General features: G+C 53.9%; 18 protein-coding genes. 1 reads left to right on the forward strand and 17 read right to left on the reverse strand.

Going from position 1 to position 22,240, the window contains the following annotated elements:
- Window positions 1–1,291 precede the first annotated feature (1,291 nt).
- The 12 genes from HMPREF3016_RS04670 to rpsJ form a co-directional block, all read right to left on the reverse strand.
- Window positions 1,292–3,289, reverse strand: coding sequence for an S-layer homology domain-containing protein (locus HMPREF3016_RS04670; RefSeq protein ID WP_048751163.1), 1,998 nt, complete (start codon window positions 3,287–3,289; stop codon window positions 1,292–1,294).
- Between the two features lie 307 nt (window positions 3,290–3,596).
- On the reverse strand, window positions 3,597–3,869 hold the full coding sequence (gene rpsQ, locus HMPREF3016_RS04675; protein ID WP_004005278.1) for a 30S ribosomal protein S17: 273 nt from the start codon (window positions 3,867–3,869) through the stop codon (window positions 3,597–3,599).
- Window positions 3,866–4,105 (reverse strand): 50S ribosomal protein L29, encoded by a 240-nt coding sequence (gene rpmC / locus HMPREF3016_RS04680; RefSeq protein WP_013397613.1) that lies wholly within the window; start codon window positions 4,103–4,105, stop codon window positions 3,866–3,868. The genes rpsQ and rpmC overlap by 4 nt, the downstream gene beginning before the upstream one ends.
- A gap of 5 nt (window positions 4,106–4,110) precedes the next feature.
- Complete coding sequence (gene rplP / locus HMPREF3016_RS04685; protein ID WP_004005279.1) at window positions 4,111–4,527, reverse strand: 50S ribosomal protein L16; 417 nt, start codon at window positions 4,525–4,527, stop codon at window positions 4,111–4,113.
- A complete protein-coding gene (gene rpsC / locus HMPREF3016_RS04690) occupies window positions 4,528–5,325 on the reverse strand; it encodes a 30S ribosomal protein S3 (RefSeq protein WP_004005280.1) in 798 nt (265 codons plus the stop codon).
- A complete protein-coding gene (rplV, locus tag HMPREF3016_RS04695) occupies window positions 5,326–5,691 on the reverse strand; it encodes a 50S ribosomal protein L22 (RefSeq protein ID WP_004005281.1) in 366 nt (121 codons plus the stop codon).
- 58 nt (window positions 5,692–5,749) lie between these two features.
- Window positions 5,750–6,031, reverse strand: coding sequence for a 30S ribosomal protein S19 (rpsS, locus tag HMPREF3016_RS04700; protein ID WP_004005282.1), 282 nt, complete (start codon window positions 6,029–6,031; stop codon window positions 5,750–5,752).
- A 12-nt stretch (window positions 6,032–6,043) separates the two neighbouring features.
- Complete coding sequence (gene rplB, locus HMPREF3016_RS04705; RefSeq protein ID WP_004005283.1) at window positions 6,044–6,880, reverse strand: 50S ribosomal protein L2; 837 nt, start codon at window positions 6,878–6,880, stop codon at window positions 6,044–6,046.
- 42 nt (window positions 6,881–6,922) lie between these two features.
- The gene (gene rplW / locus HMPREF3016_RS04710) at window positions 6,923–7,225 is read right to left on the reverse strand and encodes a 50S ribosomal protein L23 (protein WP_004005284.1); all 303 of its coding nucleotides are present in this window, start codon (window positions 7,223–7,225) and stop codon (window positions 6,923–6,925) included.
- Entirely contained in the window at window positions 7,225–7,842 is a 618-nt protein-coding gene (gene rplD / locus HMPREF3016_RS04715) for a 50S ribosomal protein L4 (protein WP_004005285.1), read from the reverse strand. The genes rplW and rplD overlap by 1 nt, the downstream gene beginning before the upstream one ends.
- A 6-nt stretch (window positions 7,843–7,848) precedes the next feature.
- Window positions 7,849–8,505 (reverse strand): 50S ribosomal protein L3, encoded by a 657-nt coding sequence (gene rplC / locus HMPREF3016_RS04720; protein WP_004005286.1) that lies wholly within the window; start codon window positions 8,503–8,505, stop codon window positions 7,849–7,851.
- Between the two features lie 13 nt (window positions 8,506–8,518).
- The gene (gene rpsJ / locus HMPREF3016_RS04725) at window positions 8,519–8,827 is read right to left on the reverse strand and encodes a 30S ribosomal protein S10 (protein WP_004005287.1); all 309 of its coding nucleotides are present in this window, start codon (window positions 8,825–8,827) and stop codon (window positions 8,519–8,521) included.
- A gap of 600 nt (window positions 8,828–9,427) precedes the next feature.
- On the opposite strand from rpsJ, the gene HMPREF3016_RS04730 reads away from it, so the two are divergent.
- A complete protein-coding gene (locus HMPREF3016_RS04730; protein ID WP_070740569.1) occupies window positions 9,428–12,865 on the forward strand; it encodes a hypothetical protein in 3,438 nt (1,145 codons plus the stop codon).
- Window positions 12,866–13,313: 448 nt separating this feature from the next.
- Here HMPREF3016_RS04730 and tuf read toward each other — a convergent pair whose 3' ends face one another.
- The 5 genes from tuf to HMPREF3016_RS04755 form a co-directional block, all read right to left on the reverse strand.
- Entirely contained in the window at window positions 13,314–14,504 is a 1,191-nt protein-coding gene (gene tuf / locus HMPREF3016_RS04735; protein ID WP_004005289.1) for an elongation factor Tu, read from the reverse strand.
- Window positions 14,505–14,709: 205 nt separating this feature from the next.
- The gene (gene fusA / locus HMPREF3016_RS04740; protein ID WP_070627481.1) at window positions 14,710–16,824 is read right to left on the reverse strand and encodes an elongation factor G; all 2,115 of its coding nucleotides are present in this window, start codon (window positions 16,822–16,824) and stop codon (window positions 14,710–14,712) included.
- A gap of 72 nt (window positions 16,825–16,896) precedes the next feature.
- Window positions 16,897–17,367 (reverse strand): 30S ribosomal protein S7, encoded by a 471-nt coding sequence (gene rpsG / locus HMPREF3016_RS04745; RefSeq protein WP_004005291.1) that lies wholly within the window; start codon window positions 17,365–17,367, stop codon window positions 16,897–16,899.
- On the reverse strand, window positions 17,367–17,741 hold the full coding sequence (gene rpsL, locus HMPREF3016_RS04750) for a 30S ribosomal protein S12 (RefSeq protein ID WP_004005292.1): 375 nt from the start codon (window positions 17,739–17,741) through the stop codon (window positions 17,367–17,369). Before rpsL ends, rpsG begins: the two co-directional genes overlap by 1 nt.
- 545 nt (window positions 17,742–18,286) lie before the next feature.
- Window positions 18,287–22,192 carry a DNA-directed RNA polymerase subunit beta' gene (locus tag HMPREF3016_RS04755; RefSeq protein WP_048754791.1) on the reverse strand — a complete coding sequence of 1,302 codons (3,906 nt, stop codon included), beginning with the start codon at window positions 22,190–22,192 and terminating at the stop codon, window positions 18,287–18,289.
- Window positions 22,193–22,240: the final 48 nt, after the last annotated feature.

Below are 22,240 nucleotides of genomic sequence, written 5' to 3' on the forward strand. Positions count from 1 at the left end.
CGTAAGCGGGCGTATCCACCCGTTATAGCGGCATTATGCACTGGCACGAGAAACCCGTGGTTATGAGACTATATCTGGGTATAGCCACACAGTCTTAAAACTTTACCGGAATTTTCCTGATATTTCAAAGGATTTATCGTGAGGCATAGCGCATCATACCGGGCTTCAATGCACACATTCTCAGGTTCTTAGAAGACAGTGCGGGAGTATGCGCTAAATGGCACCATCTTGCGGGTTACCGCAACCGTCGCAGCGAGAGTATCACTGTCAGACCCTTCAGGTTCTGCAACTCGGACAGAGTTCTATACTGGTGAAAAATTATCCTGCGCGTATACCATCACCGACAGTGTTTGCGCCGCCCACCCAAACATTACTGTCGCGGTTATCGAGTACCGAACCATATGGGCTTTGGAGGTAGTACTGCCCTGCCGTTTGAAGATACTCTTCCAGTACAGCCGGTCATTTTGCAAGCGTCTCGATACCAAGGTATTCGGGTTAACGCGGGCGGTTGTCGCAACGGCATTCCCACGCGTGCGAGCATGTTTGAAACTTCCGCTAACAAAAAAGCTTATGAGTTTTAGGATTGGCCCCAACTTGATGCTGCTCAAGATTCTCATGAGCTTTACAAATTGTGAGGCTCAAGATTTGAACCATGTCACTGTCTTCCGCATGAGGGGCTCGGAAATTTCTACCCATCATATGCTCTGCCGCTTAGCATGTCCCACGTCGAAGCGAACATTGCCCCTTAAATAAGTTCCTACCAGCACCATAACGCAACATACTCTATAAAACGCCCGAAGCTCTGTACTTCCTGGATGAAACTGGCTTATGACACTTAAGACTCGTGTACCTGCATATTAGACACATTACGGATATAAAGATAGATAACTTCATGAATTAACAAGATTTTTTCTCTTTTATTCGTGAACATGATGCAAAATCTAACATTTTGCATCATAATGGTTAAGACGCTTGCGTCATTTTACAGGTTCGGCTCTTATCAGACAGATTTCTTGGGTCCCATATTCCTTGCTAGTCCGTCTGCAGGAGCCGAACCGCTTTTAACTGTCAAATAACGCCGTCACCGTCGAAGGTCGCGGCGTTATTCTCTACTATTTAGGCAAATAGCAGCGGTACTCACTCAAGATCGTGGCTCTCTCATGCCCACGTTCACCTGAGCAATGGATTTACCTCGAATACTCCAAATAACAGTAACAAGGCGGTGCTTACCCCACGAACATGGGGTAAGCACCGCCTCGGTAACCGCGTACTCGCTTGTGTCGCCTCTTATTTATTTGACAGCGAATCGGTGGATGAAAGCCGCCATCGCAGCACGCTGAATAGGCTCGTTCGGACGAAAAGTGCCGTCACCCCAGCCAGTCGTGATGCGCTGGTCCTTAAACCAGGAAATCTCGCGGTAGAACGGATTATTACGATCGACGTCCTTGAACTGAGGAGTCTGCGGTGCCTCATAGTTTGTCACCTTCGCATAACGGAAGAAGAAAGCCGCCATCGCTCCACGATTTACCGATGCATTGGGACGATAAGTTCCATCCTCATACCCGGTTGTAATGCCTTGCTGGGACATCCACACAATCTCTTTGTAGAAAGGATGCGACGAATCGACATCTTTAAAAGGTGAGGTCTCAGGAAGTACCACCTCGGGAGAACCCGCTAGACGGTAAAAATACGCCGCCATAGCCCCACGATCTACCGGCTGCTGGGGGCGATAGGTACCATCAGCCCACCCAAAAGAAAGCCGCTGATGCGCCAACCACTGAATATCGGCGTAAAAGGGAGAACCTTCAGGAACATCCGAGAAAACGGGGGTATCGCCATTAGAGGTTTGTGAGGGAGCAGTGCTGGTGCCCCTAGGATATACAGCACCTGCTGTTGAAGTCGTGGCGACAACCTGCTGAGTCTGCACGGGATCGCACTGAGGAATGTTTGGAACAGCAGTAAACGTCGGAGTAATCTTGACAAGGGAATTTACCGCGATCGGAGTATCTGCCCCGTTCTCACCCTTAGGTTCAGTGCTTGCCGCCTCTTTAAATTTACCGGTGGTGGGATCCAGCGTGTACCCCGTCGTCACGTTATCAGCAAACTTGTCTCTGACAACCGCGTAGACTTCGCCTTCGGGGGTTACGAGAACGTCGTTAGCTCCGCCTTCTGCACCCGTGCTCACCTCATGCGTGATGGAGCCGGTACGACCGTCAATAACGCCGATCTTTCCGGTGGCAAAATCGGTAGCATAAACCACGTCATGCTCTTCGTCGGCAGTAATCGCCAGCGTCTGTTTCCCGAAATTAATGCTCTTCTTGTACTCGCCCGTCTTTAAGTCGTAAACCGTGATACCAGAGTTCCCCTTAGAAACTTTTGTCTCGCGGTCCATATCGCCCTGGGACGAAACATAGATTTCGCCCAAGGACTTATCAATCGTTACGTCGGAGGGACGCAGCTGCGCGTCCGCCACTTCTTTATGCAGCTCGATAGTCTGCTCGACGGCGAGAGTTTCGGTATTAATAACCTTCAACGTTCCCGAATTCAGCGAAGGTACGTAGAGGCGACCGCCTTCGGAATCCAGCTCCATATTCATACCCGTATCAGCAGAGCCGTCGGAGCTCGTAAAGTTGATTTTCTGAATAACCCGGTGGCTCTTCAGGTCAAACACAGTAACGCCGCCAGAACCAGATACGAATGCTTTCCCTGACTTCGCATCAACCTTAACCTCACGAGGACGCGATACAGACCCGTTTTCCGGATTCTGCGCATCGTAGCTGGTCCACAGTTCCTTCTTGGTGTACAGATCGTACACGGTTACCGAGTTGGTACGAGTCTGGGTTACCCAGATGGTACCGTGTGCATCATCAATCGCAATACCGTCAGGAGAAGCAAGTTGCTTACTTGTCGCTTCGGTCTGCCCGCTAGGTACAAAATCTACGGTTCCCGGCAGCATAACTTCATCGAGGGTTGGGATTTCGCCGTAGGTTGTCCACACTCCAACACCACCGGTGTAAACGGGCGGACGTCCATTTGAGAATGTTGTATAAAGGTTCCGGGTGTAGTCGGAATATGCCAGCTGATATTCGCCCGGAAGCCCCTGGTATCGATCAGCGGTGATCGCAATATTACGACAACCAGAACTGTTGTCGTGGGGAGCGGGCTGTTGCTCATTAGCAAACGATGCAGGTATCGCGCTTAACGATGCCACCACAAGCGATACGGTTCCAGCAGACGCTAGTGCTCTCTGCGTGGGTCGAGATACGCCGTGATTAGATGAAGGAGTCATGTCTGTGTTCCTCAGTATGCAGTGTGTCGGAGGGCATAACGCCCTAGAGGCTCACTAATCAGCGAAACCACGTCAAATATAGGTTTTACTTAGTAAGCGTACCTTCGATAGTAAGCAATACTAGAGCGGATTTTCAACCATATTCAAAAAGTAAAGTTTTCATAAAGTACTGTGAACATATTTCGTTTCATCATCTGTACATCTTTCATATAAGAGACGTATAGAACATAGAGGTAGGGCCTCTCCCCCACGGAATTATGGGGAAGAGGCCCTACCTCGTATAGTGCTCAAGCAGAGTCCTAGGCGCTTACTTAGCTTTCTCTAGGATCTCCACGACACGCCAACGCTTGGTAGCGGATAGCGGACGGGTCTCTGCCAACAGAACATAGTCACCAACACCGCAGACATTCTGCTCGTCGTGTGCCTTGATCTTGGAACTACGGCGCATAACCTTACCGTAGAGTGCGTGCTTCACGCGATCCTCGACCTCGACGACAACGGTCTTGTCCATCTTGTCGGAGACAACGTAGCCGCGGCGGGACTTACGGTAGCCGCGCTCTTCGTTCTTTACTTCACTCACTTGGACTCACCTTCGGTTGCGGGACGAATACCGAGCTCGCGCTCACGCAGCACGGTGTAGATACGTGCGATATCACGCTTGATGGTGCGGCGACGACCAGCGTTAGCCTGACCGGTGACTTCCTGGAAACGGATGTTGAAGAGTTCCTTCTTCGATTCGCTCAGCTTTGCAGCCAGCTCTTCGTTGGAGAGCTCTGCGAGCTTATCGATGCTCAGATCCTTGGATCCAACTGCCATCTCGCTTATTCACCACCTTCGCGACGCACAACACGTGCCTTCATCGGGAGTTTGTGGATTGCCAGGCGCAGTGCCTCGCGAGCCACCTCTTCGGATACACCGGCGATCTCAAACATGACTCGACCGGGCTTAACATTAGCAACCCACCACTCGGGTGAACCCTTACCAGAACCCATACGAGTTTCGGCAGGCTTCTTGGTCAACGGACGGTCCGGGTAAATGTTAATCCAGACCTTACCGCCACGCTTGATGTGACGGGTCATTGCAATACGTGCAGCCTCAATCTGACGGTTGGTCACATATGCGGGCGAAAGAGCCTGAATGCCCCATTCACCGAAGCTAACCTCGGTGCCGCCCTTTGCGAGACCATGACGCTTGGGGTGGTGCTGCTTACGGAACTTTACTCGACGGGGAATAAGCATTTATGCCTCACCGTTCTCTGCAGTCTTGGCTTCGGTGTTTGCCGAAGCATTCTCGTTGCGGCGTTCACGACGGGGACCACGGCCACCGGAGCGGCGGCGATCACCATCACGGCGGTTGCCGCGACGGTTGTTGGCTGCCTGCTGAGCTGCCAGTTCCTTGTCGGTCAAGTCGCCCTTGTAGATCCAGACCTTCACACCAATACGACCGAAGGTAGTCTTGGCTTCGAAGAAACCGTAATCGATGTTCGCACGCAGGGTGTGCAGGGGCACACGACCTTCACGGTAGAACTCGGAACGGGACATTTCAGCACCGCCCAAGCGACCGGAGCACTGGATACGGATACCCTTTGCGCCTGCACGCTGTGCGGACTGGATTGCCTTCTTCATAGCACGGCGGAATGCAACACGCGCTGCAAGCTGTTCTGCAATGCTCTGAGCAACCAGCTGAGCTGACAGATCGGGGTTAGAAACCTCAAGAATGTTCAGCTGAATCTGCTTGCCGGTCAGTTTCTCAAGCTCGCCACGGATGCGGTCTGCTTCAGCGCCACGGCGGCCGATGACGATACCGGGACGCGCGGTGTGGATATCCACACGCACACGGTCACGGGTACGCTCAATCTCAACCTTTGCAACGCCCGCACGATCCAGGTTCTTTGCCAAAAGCTCGCGGATCTTCACATCTTCGCGAACGAAGTCTGCGTAACGCTCGCCGGGCTTGTTGGAATCAGCGAACCACTTGGAGACGTGCTCGGTGGTAATGCCCAGTCGGAAACCGTTCGGGTGAATTTTCTGACCCATTTAGCGGTCCTCCTCCTTCTCCGGGGTAGCAACTACCACGGTGATGTGGCTGGTGCGCTTATTGATACGGTATGCACGACCCTGCGCGCGGGGCTGAATGCGCTTCATGGTCGGACCTTCATTCACGAATGCTTCGCTGATGAACAGCTCTTCCTCGCGGAACGGCAGACCTTCCTGGGTCGCCTTCTGGCGAGCGTTTGCTACTGCCGAAGCAACGATTTTATATACCGGTTCTGAAGCACCCTGGGGTGCGAATTTCAGAATCGCCAGAGCCTCTTCCGCTTGCTTACCACGGATCAGGTTGACGACACGGCGGGCCTTCATAGGCGTAACGCGAACAAAACGCGCTGATGCCTTGGCTTCCATTGCCTATCTCTCTTTCGTCTTATGCCGAAAAGGAAACGTAACTGATCGGATTATCCGATTAGCGACGCTTACCCTTACGGTCGTCCTTCACATGGCTGCGGAAAGTGCGGGTGGGTGCAAACTCGCCGAGCTTGTGCCCAACCATCGACTCGGTAATGAATACCGGTACGTGCTTGCGTCCGTCGTACACTGCGATGGTGTGCCCGAGCATATCGGGAATAATCATCGAGCGACGGGACCAAGTCTTAATAACATTCTTGGTGCCCTTCTCGTTCTGAGCCGCTACCTTCAGGTAGAGGTGCTGATCAACGAAAGGGCCCTTCTTCAAACTACGAGGCATGTGTCAGGCTCCTTAGCGCTTCTTGCCAGTACGACGGCGACGAACGATGAGCTTGTCGCTTTCCTTATTGGGACGACGAGTACGACCCTCGGGCTTACCGTTGGGGTTAACCGGGTGACGACCACCGGAGGTCTTACCCTCACCACCACCATGCGGGTGGTCAACCGGGTTCATAACCACACCACGAACGGTCGGACGGATGCCCTTCCAGCGGTTGCGGCCTGCCTTACCCCAGTTGATGTTGGACTGCTCTGCGTTGCCAACCTCGCCCACGGTTGCGCGGCAGCGAACATCCACGTTACGGATTTCGCCGGAGGGCAGACGGAGCTGACCGTACTTGCCTTCCTTAGCAACCAGCTGAACCGAAGCACCAGCGGAACGTGCCAGCTTTGCGCCACCACCAGGACGGAGCTCAACACAGTGGAGCACGGTACCTACGGGGATGTTGCGCAGGGGCAGGTTGTTGCCGGGCTTGATGTCGGCTGAAGGGCCAGACTCGACGATGTCGCCCTGAGAGAGCCTGTTCGGAGCGATAATGTAACGCTTAGAACCATCGAAGTAGTGCAGCAGTGCGATGCGTGCGGTACGGTTTGGATCGTACTCGATGTGCGCAACGCGTGCATTCACACCGTCTTTATCGTGACGGCGGAAGTCGATCAGACGGTACTGACGCTTGTGTCCGCCACCCTTATGACGAGTGGTGATACGACCGGTGTTGTTACGGCCGCCGGTCTTGTGAAGCGGACGAAGCAGGGACTTTTCCGGGGTGGAGCGGGTGATTTCAACGAAATCAGCAACGCTCGAACCGCGGCGACCCGGGGTCGTCGGCTTATACTTACGAATACCCATGTGAGATATTTCTTTCCTTCGTTAAAGTGGTCTCCGCGAGCCTTATGCCTGCGGACCGCCGAAGATGTCGATACGGCCTTCCTTGAGGGTCACGATGGCACGTTTGGTGTCCTTACGAGAGCCCCAACCGAAACGGGTGCGCTTCCGCTTTCCCTTACGGTTCATAGTATTGATGGAAGCAACCTTGACGTCCCAGATTGTTTCGATAGCCTGCTTGATTTCAAGCTTGTTTGAATCCGGAGCGACCTCGAAAGTGTATTTGTCTTCGTCGATCTGTCCATAGCTCTTTTCAGAAACAACAGGAGCGATAATTACGTCGTACACAGACTTGGTGGAAACGCTCATTACTTAGCGCCCTCCTTCTTCTGATTAGCAGCTACGAATGCGTCGTATGCCGCCTTGGTGAAGACTACATCATCCGAAACCAGCACATCGTAGGTGTTGAGCTGATCTGCGTAGAGCACGTGAACTTTCTGCAGGTTACGTGCGGACAGTGCCAGCACATCCTCTGCACGATCGATAACGAACAGAACATTCTTGCGATCGGTAAGCTCTGCGAATGCAGCCTTAGCAGCCTTAGTCGAGGGAGTCTCACCAGAGATGAAGTTCTCCACCACGTGGATGCGGTCGTGACGAGCGCGGTCAGAGAGAGCGCCACGCAGTGCTGCGGCGATCATCTTCTTGGGGGTGCGCTGTGCGTAGTTACGCGGGGTCGGACCGTGCACCACGCCACCACCGGTCATATGCGGAGCGCGGATGGAGCCCTGACGTGCATTACCGGTACCCTTCTGCTTGAAGGGCTTGCGACCTGCACCGGAAACTTCACCACGGTTCTTGGTCTTATGTGTACCCTGACGTGCGGCAGCAAGCTGTGCAACGACAACCTGGTGCAGCAGGGGTACGGATGCCTGCGCGTCGAAAATCTCTGCGGGCAGATCTACCTTAAGGGTTTTGACAGCCATGATGTACTAGGCTCCCTTCACAGCGGTACGAACCAGAACAACGCCGCCCTTAGGACCGGGGATTGCACCCTTGATCAGCAGGACATTGTTCTCTGCGTCCACACCCTGGATAGTCAGGTTCAAAGTGGTGTGACGAGCTGCGCCCATACGGCCAGCCATGCGCATACCCTTGAACACGCGTGCGGGATAGGATGCACCACCAATGGAACCGGGCTTACGGTGGTTCTTGTGCTGACCGTGCGATGCGCCAACACCCTTGAAGCCGTGACGCTTCATAACACCTGCGAAACCCTTACCCTTGGTCTTGCCAACGACGTCTACCTTCTGACCGGGCTCGAACATCTCAACGGTCAATTCCTGACCGAGGGAATACTCAGCAGCGTCTGCGGTGCGCAGTTCGACGAGGTGACGACGGGGAGTAACACCGGCCTTCTCGAAGTGACCAGCCAGAGGCTTGGTAACCTTGCGAGAATCGATGGAACCGAAACCGATCTGCACAGCGTGGTAGCCGTCAGTTTCCTGGTTACGGATCTGAGTAATAACGTTAGAATCGGCCTTGACGACGGTCACCGGCACAACTTTGCCGTCCTCGTCCCAGACCTGAGTCATGCCAAGTTTAGTACCCAGCAGACCCTTCACCTGGCGCTCGAATTTGTTAGTCATGAGATGCGATCCTCTACAGCTTGATCTCGATGTTCACGTCTGCCGGCAGGTCAAGACGCATGAGGGCATCAACAGCCTTAGGGGTCGGATCAACAACGTCGATCAGACGCTTGTGCGTACGCATCTCGAAGTGCTCGCGGCTGTCCTTGTACTTATGGGGAGAACGAATAACGCAGTATACGTTCTTCTCAGTCGGCAACGGCACGGGGCCAACTACAGTTGCGCCTGCACCCTTTACCGTTTCGACGATTTTCCGTGCCGAAGAATCAATGACCTCGTGATCATAGGACTTCAGACGGATGCGGATTTTCTGTCCCGCCATCTGTCGGACTCTCTTTCTTGATGTATTCCCTGTATCGGAGCTTGTGCCCCTTATCATGGCGCTTAAGGAACGCGATATATTCATCACGTGCGCCGCCCACCACGGACTGAATCCGGTGAAACCGGGTTCCTCACCCCGCATGGGCACCGACCCCCGAACTCGGGCGTGTCGCCTGCCGTAAGACAGACTCGTCCCTTCATTCCTCGGACCGGGTCATATGTGGGCTTATCTAGAACAGATAAACGCTTTTACAACGTCGTCCATTCTCTCAAAACTCACCATCTCACGCAAGCAGATTCAAAGGTTGTTGTTAAAAACACAATTACTGGCAAGGATACATGCCTTTGCTTCGCAGTCCTGCCTGACTCTCATGCTGAGGTTCATTATTTTATTTTTTCATATCGTTTGAGTGTCCAGAGAATTTATCAAGAGGAAATCTCGAAAACCAGAATTGATCCTTAAAATGCGGTTATTTCACACTCAGGATTCTCTCATTCTTTTTCCAGAAACCTCTATGCCGAATAAAGCATCAAATCAAAGAATCTATGCTCCGCATTCGTCTATGGTGAAAATAGGTAAATCATTAAAGGAGTAAATATCATGTCTACCCCCAACCACGAATTCCCCTCCGGCACTCAGCCACAGGGTTCAGGGCAGTCTCCTCAGACACCAGCCGGGTATTCATACCCTCAGGCACAGATGCCTTGGCAGGGCCAAAACCCACAAACAACGTGGTATTCTGATCCATCACAGGCAACGATGCAGGCTCCCCAGCAGACCACCCGTTCTTTGCCACGCCGCCGTGCCGAAGATCTTTTCCTCAATGTCTTGCTTTACTTGGGCTCATTGCTCCTCATCGGTTCTGCAGCGCTGTTCATCACCTCAATCACCTCGCAAGATAGGACCAGCGTTATTCTTCGTGTAGCTGGCCTAGGATTAGGTAGTTTACTTTTCTACAGCGCAGGTCTTATTACCTACAAAACCGTGGTACGTTTGCGCATCGCATCCTACTCATTCACCGCCACAGGTTTAGCACTTTTACCCCTTACCGGTATCGCAACCTATGTTCTGGGACTTTGGAATGACGGAAGCCTCATCTGGCTGCTGGTCTCACTCGTTGGCACAGCTGCGATTATTCTGGCCTGCTCTTTTATGCGCAACAGGGTGATGGCTTATGTTCTTATTTCTTTCTTCGTCTCGGATGCGCTTGCCGCCACGAACGTAGCCGCTCTCCCCTTTGTGTGGTACTTCGTCGCGCTCACGGTACTCGCCATTATCCTGGGCCTGCTCATACGCCTGAATTCGCGCCTTGTACCTACCGGTTTGCGTGAGGGTCTTTTAGAATCCTCCCGTATTTTCGTTCCCGTCACAGCGGTCGTTGTGCTCTTCTTTATACCGCAGATGAGCAGCTCTGATATGGGCATAGTCTTCTCCGTTATGTCAGCTCACGCTTTCGTCTTTACCGCTCTGGAACACAAGCTTGACTACTACGTTCAGGCTCGCCTCTACCCGTTCATCGCCCTGATCAGTTTCGGCTGGGGCTTAGAGAGGCCCATTACCGTCATAGTTGTCCTCATGGGCCTATATGCGCTGCACCTTCTCGCAGTCTTGGGAGGGTACCCCCTTATGCAGCGTGAAATGAAAGCGAATCTACCTAAGCATCCCATCATGCGCTGGGATGTTCGGATTGATACCTATATAAGCATTATTTTTGCTGCATTCGTCACTTTTATCGAAATGCCACATGTACTTCTGACCAATATAAATTCTTTCCCAACTGGGCTAGAATTTATGCTGCTTGTACATCTAGACGGTGTTACCTTTCCGCGTGCATGGGTATTTGCTGTGCTTTGCGTGGGTATTATTACTGCATACCGTAAATACCTCCCCGCTCAGGAGTACGTATACCTGATCGCTGGAATAAGCAGTGGGTTAAGCCTAATGTTGCTAGGCCAGCACGAATCCGCTTTCTACCTGTACTTCGTAACAGCGGGTATTCTCATGCTTACCGCCCGCAAGCTTCAGCTGCCTCAGCTCCTTGTATCGAGTACAACGAAGATATTCCTCTTCCTAGGTACTATGCACCTGCTCTTTACGCTTCAGCTCGGATGGGGCGTACGAGGTATCCTCCTAGCAGGTGCTCTCACCATTACCGCTCTTGGATTGTTCGCCGCGCTCCGTTACGAGATGCTACCCCAGAAACGTTCTCTGACAGCCTTCCGGGAAATTCTGGTGTACCTTGTCATGGCAGTTGTATTCTTTCTGCTGCGTTCGATCTTCACGTGGACTCCCCGCGAGGTTGTTGACCCACCCCTTGATACCTCGCTCTATGTTGTCGCTCTTCTCGCGGTTCTGGCTCTTGGCTTTTTGACGCTCCGAGCATCGAGTGCCTATAAAGATCAAAAGATTGTGCCTCTCATCTGCATCTATCTCACGTTATGCGGTTTAGGCGTTGCAGCAACATCGATGAACTACCTCTTCCCCACTGGGGACTGGTGGGCAGTCGGGGTTCTGGTTCTGACCAGCATCTATATGTTTGGAATGTCTTACATTATTCCTCAAGAAACCTCGGAACGTCATATTATGTTTATGACGTCTAGGTTCCCGATGTTGTGGTCAGTCATTGTGCTGTGGGCTTCCAATAGCATTGCCTCTGATCAGGTGTTCCTCACTGCCTCTGGGCTGCTCCTTATTCAAGGTCTGCTGAGTGGAATTCTGTATATGACTCGCCGCCAGCCACGCGAACGAACTGTGTTTTACATTATCTTCTACACAGCGTGCCTGCCCGGTTTCATTGCTCCCTTTGTGTACTCAGACAACGCTCTGTTCACCGCCATCTTCTGCCCCCTTGCTGTTCTGGTGCTGTGGGGGCTCGGGGAGACAGCAAACCTGGCTATGCTCCGAGTATGCGCCTCTATCGCGTTGCTTTTGACAGGTTATACCGTTACCAATCATATGCTGAACCTCAATCACCCACGGTTCTCTGAATATGTTATCTACCAGGGTCTTGCCGCTGCCCTATGCAGTGCAGTCCTCTACGGTCTAACAACCCTGCTGAAGCGCGAGATCCCCGGCAAGTATGATTCGCTTCAGCCTCTTAACGTGCAGTTGGAGAACTCAGCGAAAGTTATTCAGCTTCCGCTCCACGGTCCTGCCCGATCCTCGAAAAACTATTTGGTTTCTCAGCGCAATGACAGCACCCGATTCTACGGCCCGCACAACACCTTTTTGATGGTTCCAGCGATCATAGCTATCGCCTTCTGGACTTTTGCTTCGATTGCTTCCGAAGATACGGTACAGAGCGCCCTGCTGTGGGGTCTTACAGCTTTGAGCTTTGCCTCCGTCAGCACTAAACGCATGCTGCCAACAGCCATCGTTGCCGCACCGGTGGCATTTACTACACGAATCCTTCTGGATTTCTCGGTGACAGGGTTCTTCCAGAGCCTGCTGGAAGCTGCGATCCTCATTCTGCTTGCTGTCGTGGCTTCTAAGATACTCCGAAACCTCATCGAGAAACGCCCCGCTCAGCAAGGTATCTCTGCGGCGTTACTCTACACGGGTATAGGATTACAGGGGATCCTCACCATCATGGCATGGGGCACCGGTTACCTTCAGCAAGGTGCGGTCATCATGCTCTTGGGCATTCTCCTGACTGCACTCGTCAGCGTTGTTCTTGACCGTATCTGGGTATTTGTCAGCGCAGCTCTCGTTACGGTAGATCTTGCGCTTCTACTCAACGGGCTCAACCCGCTCACACTCATGATTATCTCGGTACTTCTCATTGCTGGTGTTGTATGGCGTTTGCTGGCTCGCGATCAGGGGCCTTCAGCGGATAAGCAGGCTCCCGCTCTTCCACAGAACCCGTATCAGGGCGCGCCTGCCGGGTTTGCACCTCCGAATGGCGCATCCGCACCTTACGGACAGGCTCCATGGGCAGGGCAGCAACCTTACCAAGGCTATAACCAGCCCAATAGTCAGGCACAGTATCCTGGATACTCACAACAGCACAACAACCCGAACGGAAATAGTCAAGCCTAAAATATTACAGATGTTCTAGCTCCTACAAAAGAGCCTTGATAGTGAATAAAGCATTGGAAACTTCGCTTCATTCACTATCAAGGCTCTTTTTATGGAGAGGATAAGGGAGGCACGGGTAAGGTGAAGTAATGCAATCCCGGACTATTTACCCCGTTACCTTTTAGCGTGTTCTAGAAAAGCCTGCCCAAGCAGGACGCGCTAAAAGAAGGTGCCCCCAATCCACCCCAGCATGCCCTCCCCCAGCCGTGCTTATGGTTAGGGGAATGCCACCGGGGCTAGATACCAAACACAAACTATCGCTCACAGAAGCGCCCTCTCTCCAGGACTGCGGAGTGTTAAACGTAGAAGTCCCCCTGCATTCAATGATGCAGGGGGACTTCTAAAATCGCTAGCGTTGAAAGAGCAAGCTGTTCAACGCATCATCAGCGAATCGTCGTTGCTACGGCAATTACTTGATGATCTTGGTAACGCGACCCGAACCAACGGTGCGGCCACCCTCACGGATAGCGAAGCCGAGGCCTTCTTCCATAGCGATGGGCTGGATCAGCTCAACGGTCATCTCGGTGTTGTCACCGGGCATAACCATTTCGGTGCCCTCGGGGAGCTTAATAACACCGGTCACGTCAGTGGTACGGAAGTAGAACTGAGGACGGTAGTTCGAGTAGAAGGGGTTGTGACGACCGCCCTCATCCTTGGAGAGGATGTAGACGTTTGCCTCGAACTCGGTGTGAGGGGTGATGGAGCCCGGCTCCACAACAACCTGACCACGCTCAACATCGTCACGCTTGAGACCACGCAGAAGCAGACCACAGTTCTCGCCTGCCCATGCTTCGTCGAGCTGCTTGTGGAACATCTCGATACCGGTCACGGTGGTCTTCTGGATGGGGCGGATACCAACGATCTCAACCTCAGAGTTGATCTTCAGGGTACCGCGCTCTGCACGACCGGTCACAACGGTACCGCGACCGGTAATGGTGAAGACGTCCTCAATGGGCATAAGGAAGGGCTTGTCGGTCTCACGAACCGGATCCGGAATGTAGGTGTCAACTGCTTCCATAAGCTCCTCGACCTTAGCAACCCACTCGGGGTCACCTTCGAGAGCCTTCAGAGCGGACACGCGGATCACAGGAGCGTCATCACCGTCGAACTCCTGCGAGGAGAGGAGGTCACGAACCTCCATCTCGACGAGGTCGAGAAGCTCTTCGTCATCAACCATGTCAGCCTTGTTCAATGCCACCAGCAGGGTGGGAACGCCAACCTGGCGAGCGAGCAGCACGTGCTCACGGGTCTGCGCCATGGGACCGTCGGTAGCAGCAACCACGAGGATTGCGCCGTCCATCTGTGCAGCACCGGTAATCATGTTCTTGACGTAGTCAGCGTGACCGGGAGCGTCAACGTGTGCGTAGTGACGCTTCTCAGTCTGGTACTCAATGTGAGCGATGTTAATGGTAATACCGCGCTGGCGCTCCTCAGGAGCGCTGTCGATCATACCGAAGTCGCGCTGTTCGTTCAGGTCCGGGTACTTGTCAGCCAGAACCTTGGAGATAGCAGCGGTCAGGGTGGTCTTACCGTGGTCAACGTGACCAATGGTACCGACGTTAACGTGAGGCTTGGAGCGCTCGAACTTAGCCTTAGCCAAGAGTGTTCCTCCTAGAACGTATTGAAAACATGCACCCGGATCTTCGCTCCGGCGCAACCCGCAAAAAACGGTCTAGCGTCTAGAATAGCGGATTACGCGGCAGAGATGAAACTGTCCATGCCTTCAATGGTGGATTTTTATTTAAAAATTTTAGTGAGGGGTCACGGGCTTCTCAACCCGCGACCCTTAGGGAAGAGACGGGAAATTACTCGCCGCGGCTCTTCTGAATGATCTCGTCAGCGACGTTCTTGGGAACCTCGCCGTAGCTGTCGAATGCCATCGAGAACACTGCACGACCCTGGGTCTTACCACGCAGGTCGCCAATGTAGCCGAACATCTCGGTCAACGGTACGAGAGCCTTGACGATCTTGACGCCGGATGCATCCTCCATGGAACGCACGTGACCACGACGAGAGTTCAGGTCGCCAATAACGTCGCCCATGTACTCCTCGGGGGTACGCACCTCAACGTCCATCAGCGGTTCCAGCAGGACAGGGTTAGCGCGCTTAGCGCCTTCCTTGAAGACCATAGAACCAGCGATCTTGAACGCCATTTCAGAGGAATCGACATCGTGGTAAGCACCGTCGATCAGGGTTGCTTTCACGCCGACCATCGGATAACCGGCCAGAACACCAAACTTCATAGCGTCCTGAATACCAGCGTCAACAGAAGGAATGTACTCGCGAGGCACGCGACCACCGGTCACCTTATCCTCAAACTCATACAGTTCCTCGCCATCCAGAGGCAGCGGCTCGAAGGAAACCTGCACCTTCGCGAACTGACCGGAACCACCGGTCTGCTTCTTGTGGGTGTAGTCGACCTTCTCAACGGTCTTCTTGATAGTCTCGCGGTATGCAACCTGAGGCTTACCAACGTTAGCCTCAACCTTGAACTCACGCTTCATACGGTCAACAATGATGTCCAAGTGAAGCTCACCCATACCGCCGATCTCGGTCTGACCGGTCTCTTCGTTCAGCGACACGGTGAAGGTGGGATCCTCAGCGGAGAGCTTCTGAATTGCGGTCGACATCTTCTCCTGGTCGCCCTTGGTCTTAGGCTCAATTGCCACGAAGATCACGGGAGCGGGGAAGGTCATCGACTCAAGCACGATCGGGTTTGCAGGATCGCACAGAGTATCACCGGTAGTCGTATCCTTCAGACCGATCGCCGCATAAATGTGACCTGCGGTAATTTCCTCAACCGGGTTCTCCTTGTTGGAGTGCATCTGGAAGAGCTTACCGAGACGTTCCTTCTTACCCTTAGTCGAGTTAAGAACCTGCTGACCCTGAGCCGCGTGCCCAGAGTACACGCGGGTATAGGTGAGCTGACCATAGAACGGGTGAGCTGCAACCTTGAAAGCCAGGGCCGCGAAAGGCTCATCAACGGAAGCCTTACGAGACAGTTTCTCTTCCTCATCGGCGGGGTTGGATCCCTCAACGTCGGGAACATCCAGCGGGGAAGGCAGGTAGTCGATCACAGCATCCAGCATGGGCTGAACACCACGGTTCTTGAATGCGGAACCGCAGAGCACGGGGAATGCCTCGCCGTTGATGGTCAGCTGGCGAATACCAGCCTTGAGCTCATCAATCGTGAGTTCTTCACCTTCGAGGTACTTCTCCATAAGTTCCTCGCTGGACTCGGCAACAGCCTCGATCAGCTCTGCGCGGTACTCTTCAGCCTTAGCCTGCAGGTCAGCAGGGATCTCCCGAGTCTCGTACTCTGCCCCCATGGTCACGTCGCCCTTAGAGTCGCCGGGCCATACGTATGCCTTCATTTCGAGCAGGTCAACCACGCCAACGAAATCGCTCTCAGCACCAATGGGTAGCTGAATAACGATCGGCTTAGCGCCCAGACGATCAATAATAGTCTGAACGGTGAAGTAGAAGTCCGCACCCATCTTGTCCATCTTGTTAACGAAGCAGATGCGGGGAACGTCGTACTTATCAGCCTGACGCCACACGGTCTCAGACTGAGGCTCAACACCTTCCTTACCGTCAAATACCGCTACAGCGCCGTCAAGCACGCGCAGCGAACGCTCCACCTCAACGGTGAAGTCAACGTGACCGGGGGTGTCGATAATATTGATCTGGTTGCCTTTCCAGAAGCAGGTAGTAGCTGCGGAGGTAATAGTAATACCTCGCTCCTGCTCCTGAGCCATCCAGTCCATAGTTGACGCACCATCGTGAGTCTCACCGATTTTGTGGTTAATACCGGTGTAGAACAGGATGCGCTCAGTAGTAGTGGTCTTACCGGCGTCAATATGCGCCATAATACCGATGTTGCGGACCTTGTTCAGGTCAGTGTACACATCAAGTGCCACGTTTTTCTCCCTAAATGAGATACTCCGAAAGCCTGCCAGGCTCCATAACCTCGACAAGCTATGAACAGAGAATTACCAACGGTAGTGTGCGAAGGCCTTGTTGGACTCGGCCATCTTGTGAGTGTCCTCGCGGCGCTTGACAGCGGCGCCGAGACCGTTGGAGGCATCCAGGATCTCGTTCATCAGACGCTCAGTCATAGTCTTTTCGCGGCGCTGCTTCGAGAAGCCAACCAACCAGCGAAGAGCTAGAGCAGTGGAACGGCCGGGGCGAACCTCGACCGGCACCTGGTAGGTTGCACCACCAACACGGCGGGAACGAACCTCAAGCGAGGGCTTGATGTTGTCCATAGCCTTCTTTAGGGTGACGACCGGGTCAGAACCGGTCTTCTTCTCAACACCCTCAAGAGCACCGTATACGATGCGCTCTGCCACGGACTTCTTGCCGTCCAACAGAACCTTGTTAATGAGCTGGGTAACCAGTGCAGAACCGTAAACAGGATCGTTTACGAGGGGACGCTTGGGAGCGGGACCCTTACGAGGCATTACTTCTTCTCCTTCTTAGCGCCGTAGCGGGAGCGAGCCTGGCCGCGACCCTTAACACCCTGGGTATCCAGAGCGCCACGAACGATCTTGTAACGAACACCGGGGAGGTCCTTCACACGACCACCGCGAACGAGCACAATCGAGTGCTCCTGCAGGTTGTGACCCTCACCGGGAATGTATGCGGTAACCTCGATACCACCGTTGAGCTTGACACGAGCGACTTTACGCAGTGCCGAGTTCGGCTTCTTCGGGGTGGTGGTGTACACACGGGTGCACACACCACGCTTCATAGGGTTGCCCTTCAGTGCGGGCGCCTTGGTCTTAACGACCTTGGGAGTCCGGCCCTTACGGACCAGCTGCTGAATAGTAGGCACGTTTTCTCCGTTACTATGTGGACTTATCTGTCTTCAAGTCCTTGGGAACTTACTGGCATTTTGTGTTGCCACAAAATGCTCTCGGTTACAGAAGCCCGCAGCCCATCTAGACACACGGGTTCTTGCTCTCAGCGAGTTTAAACTTATTTCTGATGAAAAAGTTTTTGGGCACACTTAAAAATGGCATTTAGGTGTCAGCGCACAGGCAACACCAAAGGACGGTATCCATACTGCCATTGATTCGTTGACCCAAGACCTCACGATTAACTATCACAAGGAATCACGGTGGTGAATTCCACGCCGAGGCTAGGTACTTCGGATAAAGACTATACAGGTTAAAATCCTGTTAATCTAGCTGAACTCGGAGAGAACACCGCCCAGCATAGTAAATATATTATGGTATTCATCACTTAATACTGGGATAGGATGCTCCTCTCCCCTAGCTAACGTCAGGAGGCGGTTTCGGGAACTTCCCGAAACCGCCTCCATCATCTAGGAAACTAGGCCCGATTCACGATCGAGCTTACGAACCCATTATGTGAGTCTTACTCAAGACCGCGGCCGTACTCGTCCAAGGGAACAGCCATGTAGCCGCTGTTGGCGTAGGGGTACGGATCTTCACCCAGCTGGGTAAACGCGCTCTGGTAGCCGAAGCCATCGAACGCCTGCATCTGCTCCTCACGCGCCTTCTGGCTGGGCTCAACCTCAATATCGTTGTAGCGAGCCAAACCGGTACCGGCGGGAACCAGCTTACCGATGATGACGTTCTCCTTCAGGCCAAGCAGCGGATCGGTCTTAGCCTCCATCGCAGCCTGGGTGAGAACGCGAGTGGTCTCCTGGAAGGATGCGGCAGACAGCCAGGACTCGGTGGCCAGCGACGCCTTGGTAATACCCATCATCTCAGGACGGCCAGCGGCAGGTTTCTTGCCCTCAACGAGCGCCTTACGGTTAGCCTTCTGGAACACAATGTTGTCCACAAGTTCACCGGGCAGCAGCTCGGTATCGCCAGACTCAATGACGGTCACGCGGCGGAGCATCTGACGCACAATAACCTCAACGTGCTTATCGTGGATCTCTACACCCTGAGACTTATACACGCCCTGAACCTCGCTCACCAGGTGCTTCTGTGCCTCACGAGGACCGCGAATACGCAGAACCTCCTTCGGATCAACCGCACCAGCAGCCAGCTGATCGCCCACCTGAACGTGGTCGCCAGTCTGCAGCTTCGAAGCCGCACGGCGAAGAACCGTGTAAGACTGCGGTTCGGAACCATCATCCGGGGTAACGACGATCTTGTACGACTTTTCGGTATCCTCAATGGTCACACGGCCGGAAACCTCAGAAATCGGTGCCACGCCCTTAGGGGTACGAGCCTCGAAGAGCTCCTGAATACGGGGCAGACCCTGGGTAATATCGTCAGCCGATGCAACACCACCGGTGTGGAAGGTACGCATAGTCAGCTGAGTACCGGGCTCACCAATGGACTGAGCCGCGATAATACCTACAGCCTCGCCAATATCAACCAGAACGTTCGATGCCATCGAGCGTCCGTAGCACAGGGCGCATACGCCGATGCTGGACTCGCAAGTCAGCACAGAACGAACACGCAGTTCCTTCACGCCAGCCTTGAACAGCTTCTCGATCAGCACATCCGAAACATCCTCACCAGCGGATGCGATGACGTTACCGTCAGAGTCCTTGACATCAATTGCCAAGGTACGACCGTGGATAGAGGTCTCAACATCCGGGTGGAGGTTGCCGTCGGCATCGATCAGCGGAAGCACCAGACCACGGCGAGTACCGCAGTCATGTTCACGCACGATCACATCCTGCGAAACGTCCACCAGACGGCGGGTCAGGTAACCCGAGTTAGCGGTACGCAGCGCGGTATCGGCAAGACCCTTACGAGCACCGTGAGTTGCGATGAAGTACTCCAACACCGACAGCCCTTCACGGTAGGAGGACTTAATCGGGCGGGGCATAATCTCGCCCTTCGGGTTAGACACCAGACCGCGGATACCCGCAATCTGACGAACCTGCATCCAGTTACCACGTGCGCCAGAGGTCACCATGCGGTAGATGGTATTCAGACCACCGTTGTCGCTCAGATTCTCGCGCATAGCCTCAGCGACCGTATCGGTAGCTTCGGTCCAAATCTTGATGAGCTCTTCACGGCGCTCGTCGTCGCCAATCATACCGACCTCGAACTCATCCTCAATCGCGGAGGCCTGCTTCTCATAGCGTTCCATAATCGCGGGCTTAGTCGCCGGGGTCGCGATATCAGAAACGGCGACGGTCACGCCCGAACGCGATGCCCAGTAGAAGCCAGCGTTCTTGAGGTTATCCAGGGTACGCGCCACGATATCCATCGGGTACTTCTCAGCAAGATCGTTAATGAGCTTGCCCAGCCCCTTCTTATCTGCAACGCCAGAGAACCACGGATAATCCTTCGGCAAAGTCTGGTTGAACAGAATCTGACCGACGGTGCACTCCAGCAGAATCGAAGCGCCAGACGTGTAACCCTCAGGGGCCTCCCAACCCTCGGGCGCTACAAACTCGTCACCAGAGAGACGCACCTTAATCTTGGTGTACAGCTCAATATCGTGACGATCCATCGCCATCAGAGCTTCAGCGATCGACGAGAATGCGTGGCCCTCGTTCTTCTCACCTTCGCGTGTGGTGGTCAAGTGGTACAAGCCAATGATCATATCCTGCGAAGGAACAGCTACCGGACGACCATCCGAAGGCTTCAAGATGTTGTTCGAGGAGAGCATCAAGATGCGTGCCTCAGCCTGAGCCTCGGGCGAGAGCGGCAGGTGAACCGCCATCTGGTCGCCGTCGAAGTCAGCGTTGAACGCGGAGCACACGAGCGGATGCAGCTGAATAGCCTTACCCTCAACCAGCTTCGGCTCGAACGCCTGAATACCCAGACGGTGCAGGGTAGGTGCACGGTTCAGCAGCACAGGATGCTCGGTAATGATCTCTTCGAGAACATCCCACACCTGCGGGCGGAAACGCTCAACCATACGCTTAGCACTCTTAATGTTCTGCGCGTGCGAAAGCTCCACCAAGCGCTTCATAACGAAAGGCTTGAAGAGCTCCAACGCCATCTGCTTCGGCAGACCGCACTGATGCATTTCCAGCTGCGGACCAACCACGATCACGGAACGGCCAGAGTAGTCCACACGCTTACCAAGCAGGTTCTGACGGAAACGACCCTGCTTACCCTTGAGCATATCGGAGAGCGACTTCAGCGGGCGGTTACCGGGACCGGTCACGGGGCGACCACGACGACCGTTATCGAAGAGCGAATCCACAGCTTCCTGCAGCATACGCTTTTCGTTATTCACAATGATCTCGGGAGCGCCAAGCTCCAGCAGGCGCTTGAGGCGGTTGTTACGGTTGATCACACGACGGTACAGGTCGTTCAAGTCGGAAGTCGCAAAGCGACCGCCATCGAGCTGAACCATCGGGCGCAGCTCCGGCGGAATAACCGGAACAACATCCAGCACCATACCCAGCGGGGAGTTATTGGTGGTCAGGAAGGCGTTTACAACCTTCAGACGCTTGAGCGCGCGGGTCTTCTTCTGACCCTTACCGGTCTGAATGACCTCCTTCAGGGCCTCAGCTTCGGCCTCTAGATCGAAGGTTTCCAGGCGCTTCTTGATAGCCTCAGCACCCATTGCACCCTCAAAGTACAGACCGTACTTATCGATCATGGAGCGGTAGAGCGCCTCATCACCCTCAAGGTCAGCAACCTTCAGGTTCTTGAAACGATCCCAGACCTTCTCCAGGTGCTCAATTTCACGGTCGGCGCGCTTGCGAACAGAAGCCATTTGACGCTCTGCATTATCGCGCAGCTTACGCTTTTCGGCTGTCTTCTTGCCGCCCTCAGCCTCAATACGAGCTAGTTCCTGCTCAACTTCGCGGGAAATAGCGGCAATATCGGCGTCACGCTGAGACTCCAGCTCACGCTTTTCACGGTCGTGTGCCGCCTGCAGGTTCGGCAGATCCTCATGACGAGCTTCCTCATCCACGCTCGTGATCATGTAGGCGGCGAAGTAGATGACCTTTTCCAGATCTTTCGGCGCCAAATCAAGCAGATAGCCCAGGCGTGAAGGAACGCCCTTGAAGTACCAGATGTGGGTGACGGGTGCAGCCAATTCAATGTGGCCCATGCGCTCACGGCGCACTTTAGAGCGGGTCACTTCAACGCCGCAGCGCTCACACACAATACCCTTGAAGCGCACGCGCTTGTATTTACCGCAGTAGCACTCCCAATCCTTGGTGGGACCAAAGATGCGCTCGTCGAAGAGGCCTTCCTTCTCCGGCTTCAGGGTACGGTAGTTGATGGTCTCGGGTTTCTTGACCTCGCCGTAGGACCAACGACGGATATCGTCGGCGGTGGCAAGACCAATTCGCATCAAACCAAGCGAAGATTCGTTGGACATATCGGTCCTAATCTCTTTCTGTAGTTTCGAAGACTTGGGGTTGATGGG

The sequence above is a fragment of the Rothia sp. HMSC065D02 genome (assembly GCF_001815285.1).
GTDB classification, from domain to species: Bacteria; Actinomycetota; Actinomycetes; order Actinomycetales; family Micrococcaceae; genus Rothia; species Rothia dentocariosa.

Excerpts from the sequence above, each read along its gene's own strand:
- HMPREF3016_RS04670 (WP_048751163.1), bottom strand. The coding sequence starts at position 3,289 with ATGACTCCTTCATCTAATCACGGCGTATCTCGACCCACGCAGAGAGCA.
- rpmC (WP_013397613.1), bottom strand. The coding sequence starts at position 4,105 with ATGGCAGTTGGATCCAAGGATCTGAGCATCGATAAGCTCGCAGAGCTC.
- rplP (WP_004005279.1), bottom strand. The coding sequence starts at position 4,527 with ATGCTTATTCCCCGTCGAGTAAAGTTCCGTAAGCAGCACCACCCCAAG.
- rpsC (WP_004005280.1), bottom strand. The coding sequence starts at position 5,325 with ATGGGTCAGAAAATTCACCCGAACGGTTTCCGACTGGGCATTACCACC.
- rplV (WP_004005281.1), bottom strand. The coding sequence starts at position 5,691 with ATGGAAGCCAAGGCATCAGCGCGTTTTGTTCGCGTTACGCCTATGAAG.
- rpsS (WP_004005282.1), bottom strand. The coding sequence starts at position 6,031 with ATGCCTCGTAGTTTGAAGAAGGGCCCTTTCGTTGATCAGCACCTCTAC.
- rplB (WP_004005283.1), bottom strand. The coding sequence starts at position 6,880 with ATGGGTATTCGTAAGTATAAGCCGACGACCCCGGGTCGCCGCGGTTCG.
- rplW (WP_004005284.1), bottom strand. The coding sequence starts at position 7,225 with ATGAGCGTTTCCACCAAGTCTGTGTACGACGTAATTATCGCTCCTGTT.
- rplD (WP_004005285.1), bottom strand. The coding sequence starts at position 7,842 with ATGGCTGTCAAAACCCTTAAGGTAGATCTGCCCGCAGAGATTTTCGAC.
- rplC (WP_004005286.1), bottom strand. The coding sequence starts at position 8,505 with ATGACTAACAAATTCGAGCGCCAGGTGAAGGGTCTGCTGGGTACTAAA.
- rpsJ (WP_004005287.1), bottom strand. The coding sequence starts at position 8,827 with ATGGCGGGACAGAAAATCCGCATCCGTCTGAAGTCCTATGATCACGAG.
- HMPREF3016_RS04730 (WP_070740569.1), top strand. The coding sequence starts at position 9,428 with ATGTCTACCCCCAACCACGAATTCCCCTCCGGCACTCAGCCACAGGGT.
- rpsG (WP_004005291.1), bottom strand. The coding sequence starts at position 17,367 with ATGCCTCGTAAGGGTCCCGCTCCCAAGCGTCCCCTCGTAAACGATCCT.
- HMPREF3016_RS04755 (WP_048754791.1), bottom strand. The coding sequence starts at position 22,192 with ATGTCCAACGAATCTTCGCTTGGTTTGATGCGAATTGGTCTTGCCACC.